Genomic DNA, 24,096 nt, shown 5'->3' with positions numbered 1-24,096 from the left:
GGTTGTTTGGTTTTTTGATGGGTCATCAGTTGTTGAATGCATTCGCACAGTCATCTGTCGGATGCATTTTTTTGTATGGGTGAAGTTGCTTGATTTAGGTGGTGCAATCGACACATTCACTTCCAAAATGCTAGAATCATTTTGCTGTTATGTTGTTTTGTCATCGTTCCTATCTCAGACCCATCATACACAAAGGATCCCCATGTTTACCCTCGAACAGCTTGCCGCCGCCCATGCCAAAGTTAAAACAGGCCAAGATTTTCCAAGATATGTACAGGAAATTAAAGGCTTGGGTTTGGCGTACTATGATTTTTTTGTGACGGATGGGCATTCTGAATACGTTGCCCGCAGTGGTGAAATGATTGCTGCACCTGCAAAATATGCCAGTAAAACCATTGCAGCCGAACCGAAGGCCGAGGCTTTGCGCCATACCATCGCCATTCATCAGCAAGGTCAAACTGATTTTATGACGTTTTGTCAGCAAGCCGCGGATGCGGGTGTACGCTATTGGCGCACGGATGCGGTGAACTTGGCGTGTATTTACGTGGACATGGCAGGCAATGAGATGGTCAATGAGCCGATTCCTGATGCTGCGGGGTATGAAGCCCTTTGATTCTTTAGCGGTGATTGGCTTTGTTGGTGCGCGTGATGTGTCAATGGTTTAGGCAGGTCAGTGCTTCATTGACCGCTTGTTGTCTAGCGCTTGCAGCGGTCTCGCTTGTGGTGGCGACTTGATTTTGAACCGGGGTTAAAAACTTCACTTCAAATTGACCGTTGTCGCTGCGCAGGCCGACATGGCCACGCATGCCTTGGATGTGCTCGCCAATGTCGCCACGCCAAACCAGTTGTGCATCTGCAAAAACAGAGAGTTGAGTGTCGTCAATTTGTGCGCTGAGCTGATGTTCCTCGCCTGAATGAATGGCGGGAAGGGCGTATTTGAAATAGGGGGTCAGTGTTTCATAACCATCGGCATGGCATTCTGCATGGGTTCTAGCGCCGGTATTGTGTTTGATCGAAACGCTGATGGCAGAGTCTGGTTGGATGTGCCACATGACGTAGAGCAAGTTGCAGTCATCCTCGGCAAGCAATTTGAGGCCTATTTGGCGGCGCAACTCACCTGAGGCGAGTGGTTTGATGTCGCTGGTGGGGGCGATGTAGCGAAATTTGATGTCGACGTGTTGAGCAGTGCTGAGTGGGTCGATCATGCGTACACTGGGGGCTGTGATGGACAGCCAGTCATCGGCACTGGCACTGACTTGGCCATTGGTGACGCACCACGAGGCCAAGCTTTTTGGGTTGGCGTGACTCGAAGGCGCACCACAGGCCGATAGCAGTAAGGTCAGCCATGTGATGCATCGCATGGCTGGGGAAGGTCGGCTATTCAATCGAGACATGGTGTGCCTGTGTGAAAGTGAGCGCATAGTCATAAAAGAATATATTTAAGAGTATGTTTTGTTGCAGTTTAAATCAATTGATCACTTGATGCTGTTGATGACCATGAATTTTTACATCGCTTTGTTTGCTGTTGTTGTGCATGTTAATGTTGGGTTAAGTCAAATCTCTTAGTATGCAAACGTGGTCTTTGAAACTAGAGCAATGCAGGATCAAACGGTTTCTTCAATAGGTTGAGTAAAACAAGCCATTTTCAATGGTGATTTTTTAACCATTTAATTTCAATCGTTTTTTGTTTGTGTTTTCATGGCTGAACATACCAACCTAAAGCACAGAAAAACCATGTTTTTTTGCCCATATTTGTTTAGGGTCTTAGGAAGCAGAATTCAATAACGGCTCATCTCGCAGCATGTTAAGAAGCACTTTATACAAGTCGCTTTTGCGATGGTTAAACCTAAATTCAGTTTCCTTCAAATGCAGTAAAAATGTGTTTTTCGGAACGCCGTTAAACTGAACCAAACGACGTTTAGCATAGCTCCAGAATGATTCTATCCCATTCACATGATTAGAACCATTTACAAACTCATCGGCACCATGATTCACCCGGAAGTGTTTATCAAACCCGATGTCCACCAAGCCATTATAGCCGCGCCAACCATCGGTATGGATAACGCTGTTAATGTCTGCTTTCCCACGAATAATGGCTTGCAGGCTGGCTTTGGAAGCATCAGGCATAATCTCAGTGTAGATATTGCCATCACGTTTGAGTAAACCAAACACGATGGTTTTACCTGAAGCACCACGTCCGCGTTTACCTCGAACACGATGCGGACCAAAATATGATTCGTCGGCTTTCAACTCTCCTTTGAGTGGTGAGCCTTGGAGACAAACAATCACCAAACGACGACGAATCTTGAGGTAAATGGTGTTGATTGAACGAACGGATATGCCGCTTAACGCAGCACATTCCGTTGCCGTTAAATCAAGGGCAAAATACCGTAAAATTTGGCGAAACTTCGCTTCGCTAATTTTTGAATGTTTGAAGTACTTGTTTTTCATTTGGTCTCAAGAGCTTAGCGCATATTTTAATGCGTTTGCTTCCTAAGACCCTTGTTTAATGATATTTAATCTTTTTTCATCACCATAAGGAGTCTTGACATGACCGCATGTGCACGCCGCATCAAACACTTTATCCTCAGCGCAGCTGGCTTTGCCGTATTCGGCCTGATGGCCGTGAGCCCAGCTGTACACGCCAATGAAATTAAATCAGCGATGAAAAGCATGAAAGCGGCATACCGTGGCGCGATGGACAGCTCAAGCATTGATGAGTTTGCCCAATACGCGGCAAAACTACAATCGGGTGCAGATGCGGCACGCAGCCAAACATACAGCGACGATCCATCCACCTATCGTGAGGGCATGCAAGAGTTGCAGCAAAATATCGGTGAAATGAATCAAGCGATTCGCAGCGGTGATTTGTCGGCGGCCAAAGATGCCCTGTTGCGCATTCGCGCGACAGAAAAGCGTTACCACAACGCGGTAGGGGCTTGATCTCCCTTACTCAAGCCAATTGATTGACTTTACGACAAAGGAGGGTGTGTCATGGGAATGCTTGTTTTTAGAAATATTTTTAGACCTCAGATTGCGGCTGTTGCCCTTGGTTTGGGTGCATTGCTTATGCCTGCTTGGGCTTTTGCGGACAGTGCCGTTGAGCCGGCAATGAAGCACATGCAGCACGCCTACAATCAAGCTTTGCGCAGCATGGATGTGCCTCAATTTCAAAGTGCGTTGACTGTTTTGCATCAGTATGCGGATGTGGCGGGTTCGTTACAATACGGTCGAACTGCGGATGTGCGAGGGACGTATCAAGATGGCATCCGTGAGTTGCAGGCAGACCTTGCCGACGTTGACGCGGCACTTGTTCGAAATGATTTGATCGCAGCAAAAGAAATTTTGCGCACACAAGTTGCCAGCACCAAGAAAATGTACCACAAGAGTTTGAAGGTTGAAGAGGACGATTGAAGTGGATTGGCTGTCTTTACTGTCTTTAATTTGAGGCTTTCTGTCAAGATCTAACGCCACAAGGGTATACTTGTGGCGTTTTTAATGGTGAATAACAGTGAATAGAAAGACGACATGCCAATTTGGGTTGATGCGGACGCTTGTCCAAAAGCGGTGAAAGAGGTGATTTTTCGTGCAGCACGGCGAACAGAGATTGTAACGACATTGATTGCCAATCAAATGTTGATGACCCCACCATCGCCCTTCATCAAGGCGGTGCAAGTGCCTTCGGGCATGGATGTGGCGGACAATGAAATTGTCTTGCGCTTGGTGGCAGGTGACTTGGTGATCACGGCGGACATTCCACTGGCGGCTCAGGTCGTTGAGAAAGGTGCGCTGGCTTTGAACCCGCGCGGTGAATGGTACACGCGAGAAAATGTGCAGCAGTTGTTGTCCATGCGCAATTTCATGCAAGAATTGCGCGACTCTGGAACGCAAACAGGTGGGCCTTCGGCGCTATCGGTGCGCGATGTGCAAAATTTTGCCAACGCACTGGATCGGTGGTTGGCAAAATTGAGGTGATATCGATTTGGTCATTGAAGGTGTTATTTAAACACCACTGTTTTTTTACCATTCAGCAGCACCCGATGCTCGGCATGCCATTTCACGGCGCGTGCGAGGGTTACACACTCGGTGTCGCGGCCAATGGCCGTGAGGTGGTCGGCGCTCATGCTGTGGTCGGCACGGGCGATGTCTTGCTCGATGATCGGGCCCTCATCAAGGTCTGCGGTGACAAAGTGAGCGGTTGCGCCGATGAGTTTCACCCCTTTACTGAAGGCTTGGTGATACGGTTTTGCCCCCTTAAAACTGGGTAAAAAGGAGTGGTGAATATTGATGGCGCGACCATTGAGCTGGGCGCACATGTTGTTGGATAAAATTTGCATGTAACGCGCCAAAATCACGCAATCAATTTTTTCTTGTTCGACGATGTGAAGCACTTGGGCTTCTTGTTCGGCTTTCTGTTCAGCGCTTGCACCCAGCAATGGAAAGTGATGGAATGGAATGCCATATGAGCGTGCCAAAGGTTCGAAATCAGGGTGATTGGACACCACCGCTGCGATGTCCACGGGCAGATTGCCCGATTGATGACGGAACAATAAGTCATTTAAACAATGGCCAATTTTTGAAACCATGATCAGCAAGCGTGGTTTAACACGGCCATCGAACAATTGCCAGTCCATGTTGAATCGGGCGGCGATGGGGGCAAATTCTGTTTTTAAAATATCCAAAGTGACATCAGGCCGACGTTCTTGAAAGTGCACGCGCATAAAGAAACGGTCGCTGTCGGTGTCATCGTATTGGGCTGAATCGATGATGTTGCCACCACGTTCAAATAAGAAACCAGAAACGGTGTGTACGATGCCCATTTGGTCTGGGCATGATAAAGTTAAAATGTAGTCGGGTGATGACACTTAAAATCCTTTAAAATGTGAACCACGCACGCGGGCATGGTTTCAATCGCCTGTATTATAAATGAAGAGAGTAAACCCATGACACAAAACGTCCAGAATAACGATGCCGCACAGAACAACGGTTCGACCACGCATTTTGGTTTTAATACCGTGGCTGAAGATGAAAAAGAGTCCAAAGTGGCCGAGGTGTTTCATTCAGTCGCGAAAAACTACGACATCATGAACGATGTGATGAGCGTTGGTTTGCACCGCGTTTGGAAGCTCTTTACGGTCAATCGCGTGGCACCACGTCCTGGAATGAAAGTGCTGGATTTGGCAAGCGGCACGGCGGATTTGGCCATTGCTTTTGCTAAAAAAATCGGCGCGTCTGGACAGGTCTGGGCAACTGACATCAATGAGTCGATGTTGCGAGTGGGGCGTGATCGCTTGATTGACAAAGGTGTGATTACACCGGTGGCATTGGCCAACGCCGAGCACTTGCCTTTCCCTGACAACTATTTTGATGTGGTCACCGTGGCTTTTGGTTTGCGCAACATGACGCATAAAGACCAAGCATTGAAAGAAATGCAGCGCGTGTTGCGCCCTGGTGGTCGTGTGTTTGTGTTGGAGTTTTCAAAAGTCCATGCACCGTTGCAAAAGGCTTATGATTTTTATTCATTTAATTTATTGCCCAAAATGGGTGAATTGATCGCCAATGACGCAGCCAGCTATCAGTATTTGGCTGAATCGATTCGCATGCATCCAGATCAAGAGACACTGAAAGCGATGATGAAGGATGCGGGTTTTGATTTTGTGAAGTATCACAATATGAGTGCGGGCATTGTGGCTCTGCATGAAGGTGTTAAACTTTAATATCAATCAGTGTATTCAAGTGTTCAATAATAATATGTTGAAAATAACACCTCATTTTGAAGGCATGGCTAAGAGCTGTTTGAACGCCATGAATAGTCTTTGAGAAGGCAACCGATGGACATGGATCCAACATGAATTTAAATCTCGCTGAACACCTTACCCCTCGGATTGCACAGGCAATCGCTCGGGCTGTGCGCACAATGGCGGCGAATGAGTCATGGGTGGAGCCAAGTGCTGCACCACACGTGGGTAAAAGCATTGGTCTTCATGTCCCCGTGCTTGGGCGCACGTTGCATTTGCGTTGGGTGGTTCATGCGACGGATGTGCTACAGGCCGCGATCGATGCTGAGGGGCCGGCAACAGTGCAGCTTAATGTGTCTACCAGTGTTTACAGTGGCCTTGCTCAGTTGCCTTTTGACATTCAGCGTGTCATGCGCCATGTTCAGATTTCAGGTGATGCGCAATTGGCAGAATGGGTGAATCGTCTGGTGCAGCAGTTGCGTCCCGATGTTTGGGAAGACCTATCTAAAATTGTGGGTGATGTGCCGAGTTTCTACGCACAACAAGGGGCAAAAAAAATATTCAATCACTTCAAAGGGGTCTTGAGTGCGCTGACGCAACAGGCTCAGCATGTGATGCTTGACGAAACGCCTGTGTTGGTTCGTCATGTGCGGTTGGATGGTTTTGCTGAGGAGGCGCAACAATTGCGTTATGGTGCCGACCGTTTGGCGCAACGCATTGAACGCCTCAAGCACATGCAGGGGGTGAAATGAAGTTGAAGGTCGCCAAGCGTTTGCTTGACATTGCGCGTGTGCTTAAACGGCACCGCGTTTTGCATTTAATGGTTGCCCTTGTGCCCAATGAGTCTGCTGGTGTGCGTTTGATGCGACGCTTTTTGCCACACCGTTTGAGCGAGTCCAATCATGCAGAAGATGCTGCTCATTTGCGCATGGCGTTGCAAACGTTGGGGCCTATTTTCATTAAAGTAGGGCAGGTGTTGTCGACGCGCCCAGATTTGTTGCCACCTGAATACATTTATGAGTTGTCGCATTTACAAGACCGCGTTACACCTGTGGCCGTGGCTGAGATTCGAGCTGAGATTGAAGCGCAGTTGGGCGTCTCGATTGATGTTGTTTTTAGTCAGTTTGATGATGAACCCGTTGCCAGTGCCTCTGTGGCGCAGGTGCATCGTGCGGTGGTGCGCAGTGGTTCGTGGGCTGGGCGTGACGTGGCGGTGAAAGTGTTGCGTCCAAATATCGATGCTTTGATCCAAACAGACATTCAATGTTTATACGCCTTGGCGCGACAGTTTGCGCGTTTGCATCCTGATGGCGCGCGCTTGCGGCCTGTGGAGGTGGTGGGTGAAGTGGAAGGGCATTTGCGGCAGGAGCTGGATTTACAGTGTGAAGCGGCCAATGCCAGCCAATTGCGTCATAATTTTGATGGCAATCCAATCATCAGTGTGCCTGAAATGTGTTGGGATTATTCGGCCCGACGGGTGATGGTGCAGGAGTGGATGACGGGTGTGCCTGTGTCACGCTTGGATGTGTTGGCGGAACATGGTGTGGATGTGAAGCGTTTGGCACGTGATGGCGTGGAGGTCTTTTTTACCCAAGTGTTTCGGGATGGTTTTTTCCATGCGGACATGCATCCGGGTAATATTTTCATCGGTACGCAGGGCGTGGGTCTTGGACGCTATATTGCTTTGGATTGCGGCATTGTGGGCACGCTGTCTGAGTTTGATCGGCACTATTTGGCCGTGAATTTCTTGGCATTTTTTAATCGAGATTATCGCGCGATTGCCGCTGCACACATTGAATCGGGTTGGGTGCCAGCAGACACACCATTGGAGGGTTTGACCACGGCTGTGCGCACGACGTGTGAGCCTTATTTTGGTCGCCCAATTGATGAAATCTCTCTGGGACAGGTGTTGATGCGCCTGTTTGATGTGTCGCGTCAATACAATGTGTCTGTTCAGCCCCAGTTGGTGTTGCTGCAAAAGACTTTGCTCAATGTCGAAGGCATGGGGCGGGTGTTGGATCCCAAGTTGGACTTGTGGGATACGGCCAAACCCTATCTTGAGCGTTGGATGAAAGAAACCTTGGGGCCGCGAGGTGTGCTCAAGCGCATGCGCAAAGAATGGGTGTCTGTGGTTCGTTTGTTGCCGACAGGGCCAACACAGTTTTTAACGCTCTTGCATGATGCGCCAAAAGCATCGGTGTTGGAGCAACGTCTGGTTGTTTTAGAAAAAAACCAAACACGGCTTGCATCGTCACGCGGTCGTTGGCGAATGGCATTTGCACTTTTATTGTGCATTGTATTGCTTTTGCTCTCGTGGTTTGTTTGGTTTTAGTGCAAAATGACCAATTTATCTCTAGATATTGTTGTATAACACTTATTTTTCTTTTTTGTTAAAAACAATGCTAGCCAATGCTTAACTTCTATGCTAGACTTTTCATACTTATGCGTAGTTTTACTTATCCCCTACGGGCTAAGTATCGATAGTGTGAGAGGTTTTTTGAATATTTATTCAATTGCTTTAGTCAATAAAATTCACATGACATAGAACGTTAACATCATTTATGTAATGGAATATTTATGTTGAATATTGTTGTGCTTGCCGCTGGCAAGGGTACTCGGATGCGTTCTAAATTGCCTAAAGTGCTGCATGTGCTGGCAGGGGAGTCTTTGCTGGCAAGGGTTCTAAGCACTGCCCGTGATTTGGGTTCAAAAAACCTATGCGTGGTTGTTGGACATGGCGCAGAACAAGTGCGCGCGGCAACTTCCGCGACTGATGTCCATTTTGTTGAACAAATGCCTCAGTTGGGTACGGGACATGCCTTGCAACTGGCGGCCTCGCACTTGAATGACGCGTACCCGACGTTGGTGTTGTATGGTGATGTGCCTTTGACGCAGTTGTCGACGCTACAAAAGTTGGTCGATGCAGCGGTGAATGGTATGGCGCTGTTGACTGTGAATTTGAATGATCCAACTGGTTATGGTCGCATTGTGCGAGATGAAGCTGGTGCGGTACAGCGCATCGTTGAACATAAAGATGCAAGTGATGACGAAAGATCCATCCAAGAAGTGAATACCGGTGTCTTAATTGCCCCCACTGCTGAATTGAAAGTTTGGCTTTCACAGTTATCCAATGACAATGTGCAGGGTGAATATTATCTGACGGATGTGATTGGAATGGCGGTGTGTGATGGTGTGCTTGTGAACACAGCCCAGCCTGCTGCCGAGTGGGAAACCTTGGGTGTGAACAGTAAAGCTCAACTGGCAGAATTGGAGACGATCTGGCGTTCAGAAACGGCCAAAGGTTTGCTTGAGGCTGGTGTCACGTTGGCTGATCCCACTCGGATTGATGTGCGTGGTTCACTGAAATGCGGCATGGATGTGAGTATTGATGTTGGTTGCGTCTTTGAAGGGCATGTTACATTGGGCGATGATGTTCGTGTGGGGCCGTATTGTGTGATTCGGAATTCAACTATTGCGGCAGGTGCTCAGATTGCTGCGTTCAGTCACATTGATGGCGCGGTGGTGGGTGAAGCTTCAAAAGTAGGGCCTTATGCTCGCTTACGCCCAGATGCAGTGTTGGCAGAAAAGACCCATATCGGTAATTTTGTTGAAATCAAAAAAGCCACAGTGGGTGTTGGCTCCAAAGTCAATCATTTGTCCTATATCGGTGATGCGACGATTGGTAATGGCGTCAATGTAGGTGCTGGAGTGATTACGTGTAATTACGATGGTGTTAATAAGTTTCAAACCGTCATTGGTGATGGCGCTTTTATCGGTTCGGACTCCCAATTGGTGGCACCCGTCACTGTGGGTGCGGGAGCGACAATTGGTGCGGGTTCGACCATCACAAAAGATACACCAGAGCATACGTTGACTTTATCGCGTGCCAAGCAAATGTCCGTATCTGCTTGGGTTCGGCCCGTTAAAAAATGATAGCGGGTTGATTGGACTCGCTGGTGTGGCGTGTTGTTGGTGCGGTATTTTTGTGTTTTTAGTCAAAAAATAAGTGTGTTGTGTGCATTGTGTGCTAGCCATGCTTTGTCAATCAATATGACATAAAGTGGTTTTAATTATTTAGTATAACGAAGGAATGGTCATGGACTATAAAATTTTAATCGTGGACGATCATGGCTTGGTTCGTGCAGGCTTGCGCCCAATTTTGGATGATGCTTTGGGTGGGAAATGCACACTCATTGAGGCAGAAACTTTGGCTCAAACAATGGATCTCATCGCAGCCGAGTCGGATCTGGATTTGGTGTTGCTGGATTTGACCTTACCAGATGCCACGGGTTTGGTTGCGCTTGAGAAAGTTCGCACGCAGTTTCCTCATGTGCCCGTTGCTGTTTTGTCGGGTCAAGCAGATACGCAGTTGATTCAAGCAGCCTACCGTCAAAATATTTCAGGCTTCATCATTAAAAATGCCAAAGCTGAAGTGCTGGTGTCGGCTGTGCGTTTGATCTTGTCGGGTGGTGTTTACATTCCACCTGAGTTGTTGACTGCTGCAATGAACACCCCAGAGCGTAAGCGCACACGTGCAGAACGTCATGCAAACAATGACAGTTCACAATTGACACCACGTCAACAAGAAGTACTTTACCTGATCACCAAAGGTTGCTCGAATCAAGAAATCAGTGATTCTGTCGGGGCAACGATCGGTACAGTGAAGAGCCATGTGGTGGGTATTTTGCGCGCCTTAGGTGTGCATTCACGGACACAAGCCATCAATTTGGTGCATGAGAACCCAGAAATTTTGGGTCAGTATCGTCCCGTGTCAAACAGTTAAAAGTCGATAAGGCATTTGCGCAGCAGCATGGCAGCTCGTTTCTGGAATGTATTTTTAAGTGAGCAGGATCACGCTTTGTATGAACAAAACGTGCGCCTGCTTCTGCGTCATATCCCTTTGTTTGCTTTGGCCAATATACTTGGCTATCTCATTTGTACCCTCATCTTTATTAATGTGCTGCCTTTATGGCAGCATTTGGCGTTGGGGTTTGCTTGGCTGGTCGGGGCGTGCCTCATTTACCTGATGATTCCAAAAGGCGCACTTCTGTTTACGAAGGAGCGTGAAGTTGGGGTGCGCCGACTTGTGATTGGGTATGCTTTAGTCATTGCATGGTGGACTTGCTATACGACTGCCGTGATGCGGCATCCAAACATTGCCTTAATGCAGCAGTACACGGTTTTAATCAGCATGGTGGGCAGTATTGGGGTGATTTTGGTCGGGCGTTTTATGCGCCTGTACATCATTGCTTTTTTAGTGGGTGTGGCTCATATCGTTTTCCTGTATTTGCTGGAGCCGGGCGATGAATACCGTTTTTTGGCTGTTCAGTTGTTATTGGCTGCGTTGGCGCAGGTGTTTTTTTTACGAACGTTGAACGAACAGGTCAATATTGCGTTGTATGTCAAGGACGAGAATAGTGGTCTGATTGAAGCCTTGCAGCATAAAAATGAGGCGCTAGAGCAGGCTAACTTTTCACAGTCTCGTTATTTGTCAGCGGCCAGCCATGACTTGCGCCAGCCTTTACACGCTTTGGCTTTGTTGGCGAACGATGCCCAGCGAAAAAACAACGAACCTGCCGTTGGACTGACTTTACAAAAAATGGAACAGGCCATTGATTCTTTGAGTTTGTCATTCAATGCAATGCTCAATTTGTCGCGACTCGATGCAGGTGTTGTGAAACCGCAATTCACCAGATTTCCCATCCAACGTTTGTTTATGCGTTTGTCTGTTGAATATTCCGATGTGGCACAGCAAAAAAACTTGAGCTTTACGATTCACTCATCCAATGTTTGGGTGTTGTCGGATGAAGGCATGTTGTACAGTATTTTAAGTAATTTTGTCAGTAATGCGTTGCGATACACCGATAAAGGGGGCGTTCTGGTGGGGGTGCGCCATGACAGCCATCAAGCTGCCAAGGTCTTGGTGTATGACACAGGCTCTGGTGTGCCTTCTGAAAAAGCAAAGCAAATTTTTCAAGAGTACCAACGTCTTGAAGTGGCAGAGCAACGCGTCAAAGGTGGGGTTGGGCTGGGTTTGGCTATTTCCGAGCGCATGGCTCGCTTACTGGGGGCGAAGCTGTTGGTGCAGTCAATTCCGGATCAAGGCAGTAGCTTTGGTTTGGTGGTACCTCGGGTTTTGGCACAAGATGAAAGCATTAAAAATGCCGTTCCCCTACAAGATGTGCTGACGGGCAAACGGGTGGCTGTTGTTGATGATGATGAGCTGGCCTTGGAAAGCTTAGATGAATTATTGACCAGTTGGGGCATGGACGTGTCCATCGTGCTGTCGTCTGATATGTTGGCGGAGGTGATTGCTGATGATGGTGAATTTGATCTAATCATTTCAGACTATCATTTGGGCATTGCTGAAGAGACCGGCATGGATATTTTGAATGCGGTGCTTAAAATGCAAAAACACGCCCCTCGCCGCTTGTTGATGACAGGGGATACGCGCACCGAATTGGCTGCAGAAGCTCAAACGTCGGGTGTCAGCGTGTGGTATAAACCATTGCGCCCTGTCCGTTTTCGTGCTTATTTGAACACCATGTTGAGCCAGTCTGGTGAATCCATTGACATTTAAAACTTGGCATAATTTTTACGCGATAACATTCAGCAATGTATAATGTGAATTATTGTTAATACATATAAATAAGGATAAGACTCATGTGCGGAATCGTCGCTGCCGTTGGTAGCCGTAATATCGTCCCTTTGTTGATTGATGGCCTCAAAAAACTGGAGTACCGTGGTTATGACTCGACAGGGATTGGTTATCTCTCTGCGGATGGCCGCGTTGTGGCTGAGCGTTCTCTTGAGCGAGTGGCTCAGCTTGAAGCACAAATCAATGAAAAACACATTGAGGCAATGGTGGGCATTGCGCACACGCGTTGGGCCACACATGGTGCACCAGCATTGCGCAATGCGCATCCGATGGTCAGCAACAGTCAGGGCGTCAGCTTGTGCTTGGTGCACAATGGCATCATTGAAAATCATGATGAGATCCGCACGGAGTTGGCTGTGGCAGGTTATGTGTTTACATCAGACACCGACACCGAAGTCATGACCCATTTGATTCATCAGCATTGCGTTCAAGGCTTAGATTTATATGAGGCCGTTTACCAAACGACCAAGCGACTCAAAGGCTTGTATGCGATTGCCGTCATGCGTGCAGATGAGCCCCATCATATCATTGGGGCACGCCATGGCGCACCTTTATTGATTGGCGTGGGTGAGCGGGGCAATTATTTGGCATCAGACACTTCGGCCTTGCTGTCGGAAACACGCAAAGTGATTTATCTTGAAGAGGGTGATGTGGTCGAGATCGCTTTGGATTCATACCGCATCCGTTCGATCGCGGGCGATTTTGTTGAGCGCGATGTGCATGTCAGTGAATTGTCAGCAGATGCAGTGAGTTTGGGCTTGTTCTCGCATTACATGCAAAAAGAAACATTTGAGCAGCCTGAAGTGGTTGCCAATACGCTGGAAATGGTCAGTGGTGCACAATCCATTAGTCCGCTGTTGTTTGGCGCTCAAGCCGACGAGGTTTTTCAAAGCACCCAAAATATCTTGATCCTCGCTTGTGGCACAAGTTACCACGCCGCAATGGTGGCACGCTATTGGATTGAAGAGATTGCACAGATCCCTGTGAATGTTGAAATCGCATCGGAATACCGTTATCGCACCAGTGTGCCGATGGCGAATACACTCATCATCACTTTGTCACAGTCGGGCGAAACCGCGGACACCATTGCCGCTTTACAACATGCCAAATCACTGCACAATGGTTTGGGCGCAACCACTTTATCCATTTGTAACGTACCCGAATCTGCATTGATTCGTCAAAGCCAGTTGCGCTTTTTGACGCGTGCAGGCCCTGAGATTGGTGTGGCCTCAACCAAAGCGTTTACAACGCAATTGTGCGCTTTGTTCGTGCTGACTTTGGTGTTGGCTAAAGTTAAATCACGCTTGTCTGTCTCTCAAGAAAATGACTACCTGCAACAATTGCGTCATTTGCCCGTGGCGATGGCACAAGTTTTGTTGCTTGAGCCTCAGATTGTGGAGTGGGCAAAAGCGTTTGTTGATAAAGAGCATGCATTGTTCTTGGGCCGCGGTATTCATTGGCCGATTGCCATGGAAGGTGCGTTGAAACTGAAAGAGATCACCTACATTCATGCTGAAAGTTATGCCGCAGGTGAGTTGAAGCATGGTCCATTGGCCTTGGTGGATGAGCGCATGCCCGTGATTGCCATTGCACCCAACGATGTTTTAATTGAGAAATTAAAATCAAATTTACAGGAAGTTCGCGCACGTTCGGGCGAGCTGTATATTTTTGCGGATCGGGATACATTCATTGAGCCTGCTGAGGGCGTGCATGTGATTAATTTACCCGATCATGCGGGCATGCTGTCACCCATCTTGCACACCTTGCCTTTGCAGTTGCTGTCTTATCATACTGCTGTTGCACGCGGTACCGATGTGGATAAGCCGCGAAACTTGGCAAAATCTGTGACTGTTGAGTAAAGAAAAACAGTTCCGAAAAGACCAGCTCCGCTGGTCTTTTTCTCTAATGGGGCGTGATGCTTGCGAATATGAGCAGCCGCGTTGTGTTGTAGGGGCTGGCAACGCGTGAGCAGTAAAGGACAATGTGAGTTTTCCTTTGGTCACATTTATGTCAATACCAGCGATGCAAGCCAAGAAATCACCCGCTGTTGATTGATTTTGCAAGCACGGTCACAAGCAAATCATTGTTTCTATAAAAAGTAGGTTTCCCCTTTTTTCGTATTTCCCTTACAATGTGCCGTTGATTTAAATTTAATTGGGGATGATATGGTGAGGTTGCTGACTTGGGTGTTGGTGTTGTTCATTGGCTTGGTCGTGTTGTGGATGGCTGTGGGCGATATTCATTCATTGACGGATCATTACGCTCAAAAATGGTTGTTGGTGGGGGTGTTTTTGTGTGGTGTGTTGATGGGGTGGTTTGTGGTGTTGCCGAGGCACCTCGCATTGCGTTGGATGATGAAAAAAATCCGTAAAGAGTTGTCACAATATAAAGTGGTGCGTGAGCGCGCTAAAATGGCCAGTCAATTGCTGAATTAACCCCCCCAATGTTGGCTGTTCGGGTGATGTTGTTTCGAGCGGCTGGTTTATATTTAAAACAGGAGAACACAATGATTAAGCTTTTATCTTGGTTGGTGATTACATTCATCGTCGTGATTTTGATGTGGACGATTTTGGGTGACATCACGCCCGTGACGTTTGGATTGGCCGATGACATCCCACAAAAATGGGTGGCTTCGGGATTTTTTGTGTTGGGGATTGTGCTGGGTTGGTTGCTCATGTTGCCAAAAAATTTGGCCCTGCGTTGGTCTGTTCGTCGATTGCGTAAAGAAAATTTAAGTCAAAAAAGTGCTTTGGAGAAATCGCCAGGCAATTCAAGTGTTGTCGATAACAGCATCGACGTCCCTCCTTTAACAATGTAATTTGGGGCATTCCTCTAATGGATATTGAAGCATGGTGGTTGTTGTTTTTGCCCTTATTTTTTGGCTTGGGGTGGTTTGCAGCGCGCGCTGAATCTAAGCGGCAAATTGCAGAAACCAAGGCATTGCCCCAGTCGTACTTTAAAGGCTTGAACCACTTGTTGAATGAAGAGCCTGATCAGGCCATTGATGCCTTGATTGACGTGGCTCGGGTGGATACAGGGACGATTGACTTGTATTTTGCATTGGGTAATTTGTTTGGTCAGCGCGGCGAAATTGAACGTTCCATTCGCGTTTACCAAAGCTTGTTGGAGCGTGCTGATCTACCAGATGATGCCCGTCAGATGGCCTTATCTAAGTTGGGTGAAGCTTTTCTTAAAGGGGGTTTGTTTGACCGTGCAGAAGCCTCGTTCAAGCAGCTGCTCAACGGCCCTCAACATGCCCATGCACAAACCCAATTGTTGTATATTTATCAATCACAGCAAGAGTGGGGGCAGGCGGTTGATGTGGCGCAAGGCATGGTAAAGACCGAAGAAAATACCGTTGCACTCACGCATTTTCACTGTGAATTGGCTGTGCAGGCCATGCAAAAAAAAGATTGGTTGGTGGCTGAGCGTGAACTCAATCAAGCGCAGACCTTACGTCCCCTCAGCATGCGTGTGCAATTGCTCAAAGGCCGCTGGTACGCACAGCAAGGTCGCACCGATGAGGCGCTCGCTGTGTGGCGCCAGCTGGCGGAGGCGCAGCCCAACAGTGTGCCCTTGTTGGTTGATGATGCCATGGCTGTTTTTGAAGCGCGTGGCGAGATGCCGCAAGGGGTGGCATTGCTGTATGACAATGCGTTGAAAACAGGCTCTTTCGATGTGTTGAATGCATGGTTGAATGCGCAGACCAAAATCGGCTCAGAGGCAGAGACGTTGACCCTGCTGAATAACATTTTTATTCAACACCCTTCATTGAATGCGCTGGATAAGTTGTTGAGTAAACGTTTGGCCGCATCCGGTGACGAGGCGGTTCAAGGTGAATCAGCGATGATTCAAAAGCTCATCAAAAAGCAAGTGCAACGTTTGTCAAAATACCGTTGTGAGCATTGTGGCTTTGAGGCCGCGCGTTATTACTGGCAATGCCCTGCGTGCACGCGTTGGGAAAGTTACCCACCCAAACGTTTGGAAGAGCTTGAGCTGGCTCAGCGTTCGCGTGGTCAGATGAACGGGTATTAATGGTGGTCGAGTGAAATCAACCGGAGACACGAACATGTTCAATTTCAATCCAATCCGTGCTGTTCTGCAGCATTCGACTCGCATTGTGTGTGTTGCGCTTGGCCTAGTAGCGAGTGGCTCAATACACGCTGCCGATGTCAATGTGGCTTCACATTTCCAGCTTGAGGCCACACGGGGCATTGGGCCAAAACTGGCCGAGTCCATCATTGTTGAGCGAACGAACAATGGCGCATTTAAAAACTGGGATGATTTTGCTGTACGGGTCAAAGGTGTGGGTGAGAAAAAACTCAAAATCATGCAGGCCGATGGCTTAACCTTAGGCACCAAATAAAAAATTCCATAAACTGTTCCCAGACCTTAGGCCCTATTATTCATACTTTTAATTGTGGAGGTTGAATGATGACCGCCGATGCGATTTGGCAAAATCTTGCCACACATCATACCTATTTACTCAAAGTGGCTCGACGGCTGACGCCAAATGATGCGCTGGCGCAAGACGTCGTACAAGACACCTTGTTGGCTGCACATGAGAAATTTTCACAGTTTAGTGGGCGTTCAAGCCTGCGCACATGGCTGACCAGCATTCTAAAAAATCGTTTGCGTGATGCATGGCGAGCCGACAAAAAATGGATTGCGCCGTTGATGCAAGGTGAAGATCGTTTAGATGATTTTGATGGTTTGTTCACGGAGAATGGCAAATGGCAAGCCAATGAGGAGCGAGTGCACTGGCGCACGCCAGAAGCCTTGGTGAGTGATCAGCAGTTTATTCAAGTGCTGGATGCCTGCATGGCCAAGCTGCCCGCACAAACAGGGCAAGTGTTCATGATGAGCCAAGTGCTTGAGATGAGCACAGAGGAAATAAAAACTGAATTGAACATCGCCGCCAACCATTTGTGGGTGTTGTTGTACCGTGCGCGCATGGCTTTGAAGCTGTGCCTTGAGCAGAATTGGCTGCACAATGGCGTATGATGCCCATTGAACATACACAAACGCTGGCCGCAAATGGGTTCAGTGGACGAGGGTGAATCTGAGTGTTGCCCGATACGTTGTTTTTTGAACTTCATTTTTCCATAAATGTCTGGGCACCGCCCCGATTTTCACATCTCCCAAAAAATAGATTTTGATTTTTTTAAAAATAAATGGTTCCATGTGTAAGGAATCTCTATTCTCAGTCGTCTAATCGGTGCAGGATGATTTGAGTGGCCGCACCGATGACAAGTGAAAGGAAGCCCTGATGTTGATTCAATGCAAAGATGCTGCGGCGTGGATGGTTCGTTTACAAGATGAACAGTTGCCCATGACGACGCGATTGGTTTTGCGATTTCATTTGCTCTTGTGCGATCGTTGTCGAGCATTTAACCAGCAAATGATCACACTCAAACGAGGTGTTGAAGCTTGGCGTGAGCATATTGATTGAACGCGTTAAGTCCTACACGAATGATCCTGAATGCGTCTGAATGATGTGTGGACGAACCATGGTTTGAACACACCATCTTTGAACCATTGCTTGGCGAAGGCTGAGTTAATGAGAACCCCTTAAATACAGGTATACCCTTTTTGGAGATTTGAAATGAGTGCACATAAACAAATGATGGCCACGGCATTGGCGGGCTTGCTGGTTCTCGGCATGACGGGCACAGCGCATGCGGCCAACAATGAAAAATGCTTTGGCATTGCTGCGGCTGGTAAAAATGATTGCGCGAGCAAAATGGGTGCACACTCGTGTGCAGGTCAATCCACACGTGACAACGATCCAGCCGAATGGAAGTATGTTGAAAAAGGCACATGCAGCAGCTTGGGTGGCAAAACCATGTGAAGTGTTGGCCGTCTATTTGCCATTGATTTTGAATGCGCTCAAGGTGGCTCGGTATATTTAAAGATTTAATTTTCACACAAACGGGGGGAAGTGGACACATGGGTTTTTACCAAGGTAGAAACTGACTGCATTTGTTTTCCGCATGTTTTCACAAGCCCTTTATTTATATTTAACAGGCACGAACAACAATTGACATGGCGCACAGCGTGCAGATGCAATTGAGCGTGCAATCAGGAGTAAATCATGAACAAACACAGCCTTATGATGGCCGCCGCCTTGACCAGCTTGTTGTTGGCGGGCACAGCCCAAGCCGCCCCAATGGGTGGCGACACAGAGAAATGCTTTGGCATTGCCACAGCAGGGAAAAATGATTGTGCCAGCAGCACAGGCAGTCATGGTTGCGCAGGCATGGCCACCAAAGACCATGATCCAGCCGATTGGAAAAGCGTGAGTAAAGGCACATGCAGCAGCATGGGCGGACACACCATGAGTGCCGCAGCAGGTGGTTCTATGATGGGAGATAAGGGCAATATGATGGGTGATGGCATGATGGCTCAGCCTCACACCATGGCCGCGACCCCTGTCATGGCGACCAAAATGATGGCGAAGCCCAGTATGGGAAAAAACAGTGCACAACATCCTCATAAAATGAGTAAAGCCCATAAAAAGACGGCACACACAATGCACAGCATGAAGCCGGCCATGTAAGTTTGGCTGCGTTTTTTAAGTTTTTTGAGCCGAGCGCGTGAATGGCTCGGCTTTTTCAGTGGGGGGAAGGTTATGGCCATTGACGGCGTTGGCATTGGTTTGCGTGCACCCCATTACCGTGACTTTTTGGAGCATAAACCCAAAGTCGATTGGCTTGAGGTTCATTCAGAAAACTATTTGGGTGACGGTGGTTGGGACGTGCACGTGTTGACCACATTGGCACAAGATTATCCGATCAGTCTACATGGGGTCGGCATGGGTTTGGGCTCTGCACAAGGTTTTTCAATGGCGCATGTGGCGCGCGTCAAAGCATTGGTGAATCGCATACAGCCCATTTTGGTGTCCGAGCATTTGTGCTGGGGGGCCATTCAAGGTCAGGTGTTGAATGATTTATTGCCGTTGCCTTATACCGAAGAGGCCTTGGATGTGGTGGTGAGGCATGTGGACATGGTGCAAAATGCTTTGGGTCGAAGCGTGTTGATCGAAAATTTGAGCGCCTACGTGCAATTCAAGCACAGCGTAATGAGTGAAATTGAATTTTTGAATGAACTGGTTGCGCGCACAGGCTGTGGTGTCTTGCTTGATGTGAATAACCTGTATGTCAATCAGCTCAATCATGGTCATTCTGCGGTACAGGCGATTGCACAAGTCAATGCCGCTGCGGTCGGCGAAATCCATTTGGCAGGACATTGTGTGACCGATGGTGTGGTGATTGACCACCATGGTGATCGTGTGGCCGATGCGGTGTGGGATTTGTATCAATGCGCTTTAAATCACACGGGAGTCATGCCGACACTGATTGAGTGGGACACCGATGTGCCCGAGCTCTCAGTCTTGCTGGCAGAGGCGGAGGTTGCCGCTCGTAAAGCAGCGCCTTATGGCCGAGCATGGGAGGACGCATAATGGTTTTGACATCACAACAGCAGGCTTTTGCTGAGGGCGCGCGTGATCGTTTGGGGGCTGACTTGTCGCATGGCTTAATGGGCGACTTGTTGGCTGGGCAATTGACGGCTCAAGTGGGAATGGATGTGTACCGCAATAACATGGCTGCCGCATGGCGTCATGCAATGGCAACAACCTATCCTGTGCTGGAGCAATTGGTTGGCGTCGATGGCTTCAAGCTGTTGGTGCGTGATTATGTGTGCGTGCATCCATCGACCAGTGGTGATTTAAATCACCTGGGTGCGCAATTGCATGGTTTTTTAAAAGGCTATGCGCCGCTTGCGGATTACCCCTATTTACCTGCAGTGGCTGAATTGGAGTGGCAGTTGCATCAATCGCATGATGCGGCCAACCATGTGCCTTTGACGGTGGCTGATTTAATGGCGCGTGGCGTGGATGACTGGATGGCTGCTACGGTGAAGTATGCCCCGAGCGCGGCGGTGCTGCGCATGCCGCATGCGGCTGGAACGATTTGGTTAGCGCATCAAGAGGGCGGAGATATGGCAAGGGTGTCTGCTCAACGCATTCGACAACATGAATGGGTGTTGGTGTCTCGCCCACAGTGGCGCGTGCAGGTTGAAGTGTTAAGCGAGTCTGAATGTTGTTTGCTTGAATTGCTGCGCGATGGGGCCACTTTTGAAGCTGCATTTGAACGTTTGGATGAGGCGTCCCTGAGTGTGGATTTTGTTGCATTCTTGCCGCGTTGTTTGGCTGCAGGGGTGTGGTGCATGGGTGATGATGTGGTTTTGAAATGAAAAGAAGGAATAAAATGAGAAACAATTCGGTATGGCGTTGTGCGCTGTGGAGTGGGCAGCAAAGCGCCTTTGAACACAGCTTGGCCAGTGTGTTTTTATTGGCTGTACGGGTATTCGTGGCTTGGCAATTTTTGAAGTCTGGCTTGGTTAAAATTGAAGATTGGTCGCAAACCGTTGAGCTGTTCAGCAGTGAATATCAAGTGCCTGTGTTGTCGCCCATGGTGGCGGCATGGATGGGCACGGCAGGTGAGTTGTTGTTCTCCTTCTTATTGATCGTCGGCTTATTTGGCCGTTGGGCGGCTCTGGGCTTGTTTGTGGTCAATGCCATGGCTGTGGTTTCATACCCACAGTTGTTTGAATTTGAGTGTCCTGCAGCGATTAACGATCACAAATATTGGGCGATTTTATTGATGGCTGTTGTTGTTTTGGGGGTAGGAAAGTTATCGTTGGATGCTTTGTTGTATCGTCAAAAATAATCATTTTTTTGCATCAACCTGCATCATCTAGTCATCAGCAAAGACGTAAAGCCATGATAAAATCATGGCTTTACGTCTTTATACGTATCCCACCTGCATTGTGACCCCCATGACTTCATTTAAACCACCGATTTGGCACAAGCCTGATGGCTCCGCTTTGGCCTGTGTTGAGAAAATCAAAGTACTGAACGAGAACCTTGACGAGCTGCGCGAACTGGCACAAGACGCATTGGATGATGCCGTGTTGATGGGCGGTACTGAAGCTCAAGTGCGTGCCACTTTACACGCCTTGATGGACAGCCTGAGGTCAAATTATCCAGAGCAAAAGCCATAGGAAAGGCGTGCCTGTGCCCATGGTTTGTTACTTTTCCGTATTTTTTCATGCGGTTTGAGGGCTGTTTGACGGATTGCACTAGACCTTGCGACCATGATGGCTCCTCCTTTCATGATTGATTTAAACGGTTCAAAGGGTGTTGTGATTAAACCAAGGCACGGTTAGTTAATGACCTGAGGAATACAGCACCGCAGCGTGGCAGGCATGACGTCCTTTGCCCTTTCTTTTAAATACAAAAAATCAGATTTTTTATTTTCCGTGGTTTGGAGGCGATCCCGTCCATCATCCAGACCATTCCAACCGCCATTGTTAAGAAATTGAAATTATGAATTGGATTAAGCAATATAAATGGGCCATGGTTTTTGGTTTAATCGCTTTGATGTATGTTGAGCTGGCTGTGGTTGGGGTTTCAAAGGCGTATACGCCTGTGCCTTACTCAGACATGTGGACGGGCTATTTGGGCTTTTATGAGGCCGTTCGCCAGGGTGACCTTGGGGCGTGGTGGGGGCAACACAATGAGCACCGCATCGTTTTGTCACGGATGCTGTTTTGGTTGGACATCGCTGTTTTTGGTGGGCAAAGTTGGTTTTTATTGGTGGTGAATTATGCTTTGGTGTGCTGTACTACGGGACTGTTTTATCTTTTTTTGAGGGGGTTGTTGGGTGAAAAACATGACCGTGAATTGCGCTGGGTGTTGTTTGGTGCATGTGTTGCGGTCTTGTTTGCGTGGTCTCAAGAAGAAAATTTGACGTGGGGTTTTCAGTCGCAACTCTTTTTGGCTCAGTTGTTGCCGTTGGCCGCTTTCTACTTTATGCATCGTTCCGTCGCTGTTGAAGCTCGAAGTGGTCGTTACTTCCTGTTGGCGGTGTTGTGCGGCATCGCGGCAGTGGGCAGCATGATCAACGGTGTCCTCGTTTTGCCCTTGATGTTGGTGTACAGCTTATGGATGCGCATGGGGGCGGCAAAATCGGTTGTGCTGTTTGTGTTGGCGGCACTGTGTGTGTGTGGCTATTTTTATGGCCATGTCAGTCCAGTTGATCGTGTGCCCGTGGTGCAGCTGTTGGGGGTGATGCCTCTGGCCGTTGGCCGATATGTTTTGACATTTTTTGGTGGCTTGTTTTTTTACATGGGCTTGCCTTGGGTGGGCGTTGCAACCAGCTTGTGGCTGGCTTTTGCGGGTGGTGTCATGTTTGTGGTGCTGGCGTTGACCGCCATGTGTCGTTGTTTGCGCAGCTTGGACGCGCGTCATGCATCGTTGTACGTGGCGTTGCTGGTGTATGTGTTGTATTTCGTCAGTTCTGTTTTGGGTGGGTTTGTGGGGCGTGCATCATTTGATGTGGCGCAAGCGGTCAACAGTCATCACCAAACGTCTGTGTTGGTGGCGTGGGCGGTGATGTTGGTGTTGTGCGTGCCGACATTGAGCCGCGTGTTTAAAACCCACCCTTTACGTGTTTGTGCGCCTTTGCTTGTGCTGGTGTTGGCTTTGCTTCCAATTCAATTGCGGGCCCTTGAAGGGCGTGGGGAGCAGCTTTTTCAGCAAAAAAGAGGGGCATTGGCCTTGGCGTTGAACATCCGTGATGCCGAAGCGATCCGTCCGTTGTCTGCTGATGGTCGGATTTTCGAGATTGCCAAGGAGGCCGTAGGGCATCAACGTTCAGTATTTGCCAATGATGGGATGCGTGGTGCAGCAGCATTGTTGGGGCAATTGGATGCACCCAAAACATCAATGAACCAATGTCAATTGGCTTTCGACAACATGAGTGCTGTGTGGCCACAAGAGGGCAGTGAGCAGGCGTATGTGCGGATCATGGGCTGGGCTTTTCAGCTACCGACCAAAGAGGTGCCCACAATCGTGCATGTGTTGGATGAGCAACGTCGTGTTGTGGGCTATGGGTTGACGGGGCAACCACGCCCTGACGTGGCTGCGAAAGTTAACATTCAATCGAAGCAGTCTGGTTTTGTGGTGTATTTGATGGCGGATCATGTTGGGAAAAATTTGATTTTCCGTGGTTTAAATCCTGATTGTGAAACCGTTATTGGTGCGAATTGGGCGCAGGCTCCAGTGCCAAACCCTGCGCCTGTTGCTGTCGGCGTCAATGATGTCGGTGACAATACCAGTACAAACAATGGCACACCAAGCGCGGCCTTGCCTTACACCGTGCTTGATCAGGCCCATGCCATGTCCTTGCGCCATCAGGTTGTGAAGCAACGGACAATCGTCAGCAGCGATTGGATGGGTAAGGATTCTTATTCACTGTTCACGGGTGAGGTGTTTTTGCCAAATCTCGTTGTCACGGGGTCGTACGACGCTGAGCAAAAAGATGCCGCCACCGGCACGTTGACTTTGCACCTGAAAAAAGGCAGCAAAGTGTGGTATCGCTCAGACTCAGAGACCAATAAGCAAAAAATCATTGTGCAAGGTGAAACGACATTCAGTGACGATGCACCTTTTGCCCGCAACTGGGTGATGCTGAATTTCAATCATCCTGATTTGAAACACGAGTTTGACGTGAGCTTTGTTGATACGGCTGACGGTGTGGGCGAATGGTCTGCCATTGGCGTGCGCAAGTGATGGCGTCACACTCAAACCGATGTGTCCGTGAACGGGCGCATCATGACACCGATGTGATGTGG

At 48.5% G+C, this 24,096-nt stretch carries 27 protein-coding genes; 24 read left to right on the top strand and 3 right to left on the bottom strand.

Going from position 1 to position 24,096, the window contains the following annotated elements:
* Positions 1–202 precede the first annotated feature (202 nt).
* On the top strand, positions 203–613 hold the full coding sequence (locus DTO96_RS00535) for a DUF1398 domain-containing protein (protein ID WP_114561710.1): 411 nt from the start codon (positions 203–205) through the stop codon (positions 611–613).
* Positions 614–653: 40 nt separating this feature from the next.
* On the opposite strand, the gene DTO96_RS00530 is transcribed toward DTO96_RS00535, so the two are convergent.
* Both DTO96_RS00530 and DTO96_RS00525 read right to left on the bottom strand, forming a co-directional pair.
* A complete protein-coding gene (locus tag DTO96_RS00530; protein ID WP_157964285.1) occupies positions 654–1,394 on the bottom strand; it encodes a hypothetical protein in 741 nt (246 codons plus the stop codon).
* 370 nt (positions 1,395–1,764) lie between these two features.
* A complete protein-coding gene (locus tag DTO96_RS00525; RefSeq protein WP_114561708.1) occupies positions 1,765–2,451 on the bottom strand; it encodes an IS1595 family transposase in 687 nt (228 codons plus the stop codon).
* Positions 2,452–2,550: 99 nt separating this feature from the next.
* Between DTO96_RS00525 and DTO96_RS00520 the strand changes: the two genes are divergently transcribed.
* The 3 genes from DTO96_RS00520 (at position 2,551) to DTO96_RS00510 (ending at position 3,975) form a co-directional block, all read left to right on the top strand.
* The gene (locus tag DTO96_RS00520) at positions 2,551–2,943 is read left to right on the top strand and encodes a cytochrome b562 (RefSeq protein ID WP_114561707.1); all 393 of its coding nucleotides are present in this window, start codon (positions 2,551–2,553) and stop codon (positions 2,941–2,943) included.
* A gap of 51 nt (positions 2,944–2,994) precedes the next feature.
* Positions 2,995–3,414, top strand: coding sequence for a cytochrome b562 (locus DTO96_RS00515; protein ID WP_114561706.1), 420 nt, complete (start codon positions 2,995–2,997; stop codon positions 3,412–3,414).
* Positions 3,415–3,528: 114 nt separating this feature from the next.
* Positions 3,529–3,975, top strand: coding sequence for a YaiI/YqxD family protein (locus DTO96_RS00510; protein ID WP_114561705.1), 447 nt, complete (start codon positions 3,529–3,531; stop codon positions 3,973–3,975).
* A gap of 23 nt (positions 3,976–3,998) precedes the next feature.
* On the opposite strand, the gene purU is transcribed toward DTO96_RS00510, so the two are convergent.
* Positions 3,999–4,865 (bottom strand): formyltetrahydrofolate deformylase, encoded by an 867-nt coding sequence (purU, locus tag DTO96_RS00505; RefSeq protein WP_114561704.1) that lies wholly within the window; start codon positions 4,863–4,865, stop codon positions 3,999–4,001.
* 78 nt (positions 4,866–4,943) lie between these two features.
* Between purU and ubiE the strand changes: the two genes are divergently transcribed.
* From ubiE to DTO96_RS00405, 20 genes are all read left to right on the top strand, one after another.
* Positions 4,944–5,717 carry a bifunctional demethylmenaquinone methyltransferase/2-methoxy-6-polyprenyl-1,4-benzoquinol methylase UbiE gene (gene ubiE, locus DTO96_RS00500; RefSeq protein WP_114561703.1) on the top strand — a complete coding sequence of 258 codons (774 nt, stop codon included), beginning with the start codon at positions 4,944–4,946 and terminating at the stop codon, positions 5,715–5,717.
* Positions 5,718–5,848: 131 nt separating this feature from the next.
* Positions 5,849–6,490 (top strand): ubiquinone biosynthesis accessory factor UbiJ, encoded by a 642-nt coding sequence (locus DTO96_RS00495; RefSeq protein WP_114561702.1) that lies wholly within the window; start codon positions 5,849–5,851, stop codon positions 6,488–6,490.
* Positions 6,487–8,070, top strand: coding sequence for a ubiquinone biosynthesis regulatory protein kinase UbiB (ubiB, locus tag DTO96_RS00490; protein WP_114561701.1), 1,584 nt, complete (start codon positions 6,487–6,489; stop codon positions 8,068–8,070). Before DTO96_RS00495 ends, ubiB begins: the two co-directional genes overlap by 4 nt.
* Positions 8,071–8,318: 248 nt before the next feature.
* Positions 8,319–9,671 carry a bifunctional UDP-N-acetylglucosamine diphosphorylase/glucosamine-1-phosphate N-acetyltransferase GlmU gene (glmU, locus tag DTO96_RS00485; protein ID WP_114563852.1) on the top strand — a complete coding sequence of 451 codons (1,353 nt, stop codon included), beginning with the start codon at positions 8,319–8,321 and terminating at the stop codon, positions 9,669–9,671.
* A 163-nt stretch (positions 9,672–9,834) separates the two neighbouring features.
* Positions 9,835–10,521: a response regulator gene (locus tag DTO96_RS00480; protein ID WP_192879003.1), complete on the top strand. Its 687-nt coding sequence runs from the start codon at positions 9,835–9,837 to the stop codon at positions 10,519–10,521.
* A gap of 27 nt (positions 10,522–10,548) precedes the next feature.
* Entirely contained in the window at positions 10,549–12,318 is a 1,770-nt protein-coding gene (locus DTO96_RS00475; RefSeq protein WP_114561699.1) for an ATP-binding response regulator, read from the top strand.
* Positions 12,319–12,401: 83 nt separating this feature from the next.
* A complete protein-coding gene (gene glmS / locus DTO96_RS00470; RefSeq protein WP_114561698.1) occupies positions 12,402–14,255 on the top strand; it encodes a glutamine--fructose-6-phosphate transaminase (isomerizing) in 1,854 nt (617 codons plus the stop codon).
* Positions 14,256–14,561: 306 nt separating this feature from the next.
* Positions 14,562–14,831 (top strand): LapA family protein, encoded by a 270-nt coding sequence (locus DTO96_RS00465; RefSeq protein ID WP_114561697.1) that lies wholly within the window; start codon positions 14,562–14,564, stop codon positions 14,829–14,831.
* Between the two features lie 71 nt (positions 14,832–14,902).
* The gene (locus DTO96_RS00460; RefSeq protein ID WP_157964284.1) at positions 14,903–15,214 is read left to right on the top strand and encodes a lipopolysaccharide assembly protein LapA domain-containing protein; all 312 of its coding nucleotides are present in this window, start codon (positions 14,903–14,905) and stop codon (positions 15,212–15,214) included.
* A gap of 17 nt (positions 15,215–15,231) precedes the next feature.
* Entirely contained in the window at positions 15,232–16,431 is a 1,200-nt protein-coding gene (locus tag DTO96_RS00455; RefSeq protein ID WP_114561695.1) for a tetratricopeptide repeat protein, read from the top strand.
* 34 nt (positions 16,432–16,465) lie between these two features.
* Complete coding sequence (locus tag DTO96_RS00450; protein ID WP_114561694.1) at positions 16,466–16,762, top strand: ComEA family DNA-binding protein; 297 nt, start codon at positions 16,466–16,468, stop codon at positions 16,760–16,762.
* 65 nt (positions 16,763–16,827) lie between these two features.
* On the top strand, positions 16,828–17,400 hold the full coding sequence (locus tag DTO96_RS00445) for a sigma-70 family RNA polymerase sigma factor (RefSeq protein WP_114561693.1): 573 nt from the start codon (positions 16,828–16,830) through the stop codon (positions 17,398–17,400).
* Between the two features lie 265 nt (positions 17,401–17,665).
* Positions 17,666–17,848, top strand: a complete 183-nt coding sequence (locus tag DTO96_RS00440) for an anti-sigma factor family protein (protein WP_114561692.1) — start codon at positions 17,666–17,668, stop codon at positions 17,846–17,848.
* Between the two features lie 153 nt (positions 17,849–18,001).
* Complete coding sequence (locus DTO96_RS00435; protein ID WP_114561691.1) at positions 18,002–18,247, top strand: BufA1 family periplasmic bufferin-type metallophore; 246 nt, start codon at positions 18,002–18,004, stop codon at positions 18,245–18,247.
* Between the two features lie 243 nt (positions 18,248–18,490).
* On the top strand, positions 18,491–18,955 hold the full coding sequence (locus DTO96_RS13060; protein WP_114561690.1) for a BufA1 family periplasmic bufferin-type metallophore: 465 nt from the start codon (positions 18,491–18,493) through the stop codon (positions 18,953–18,955).
* 72 nt (positions 18,956–19,027) lie between these two features.
* On the top strand, positions 19,028–19,858 hold the full coding sequence (gene bufB, locus DTO96_RS00425) for an MNIO family bufferin maturase (RefSeq protein ID WP_114561689.1): 831 nt from the start codon (positions 19,028–19,030) through the stop codon (positions 19,856–19,858).
* Positions 19,858–20,652, top strand: coding sequence for an HvfC/BufC N-terminal domain-containing protein (locus DTO96_RS00420; RefSeq protein ID WP_157964283.1), 795 nt, complete (start codon positions 19,858–19,860; stop codon positions 20,650–20,652). Before bufB ends, DTO96_RS00420 begins: the two co-directional genes overlap by 1 nt.
* A gap of 14 nt (positions 20,653–20,666) precedes the next feature.
* Positions 20,667–21,128 carry a DoxX family protein gene (locus DTO96_RS00415; RefSeq protein ID WP_114561687.1) on the top strand — a complete coding sequence of 154 codons (462 nt, stop codon included), beginning with the start codon at positions 20,667–20,669 and terminating at the stop codon, positions 21,126–21,128.
* Between the two features lie 109 nt (positions 21,129–21,237).
* Entirely contained in the window at positions 21,238–21,462 is a 225-nt protein-coding gene (locus DTO96_RS00410; protein ID WP_114563851.1) for a hypothetical protein, read from the top strand.
* Between the two features lie 355 nt (positions 21,463–21,817).
* A complete protein-coding gene (locus DTO96_RS00405) occupies positions 21,818–24,034 on the top strand; it encodes a glycosyltransferase family protein (RefSeq protein WP_157964282.1) in 2,217 nt (738 codons plus the stop codon).
* Positions 24,035–24,096: the final 62 nt, after the last annotated feature.

This window comes from Ephemeroptericola cinctiostellae (assembly GCF_003339525.1).
In the GTDB taxonomy this organism is placed as follows: Bacteria; Pseudomonadota; Gammaproteobacteria; order Burkholderiales; family Burkholderiaceae; genus Hydromonas; species Hydromonas cinctiostellae.
The sequence above is the reverse complement of the archived record's forward strand: the minus strand, read 5'-3'. Positions and strand labels throughout refer to the sequence as shown.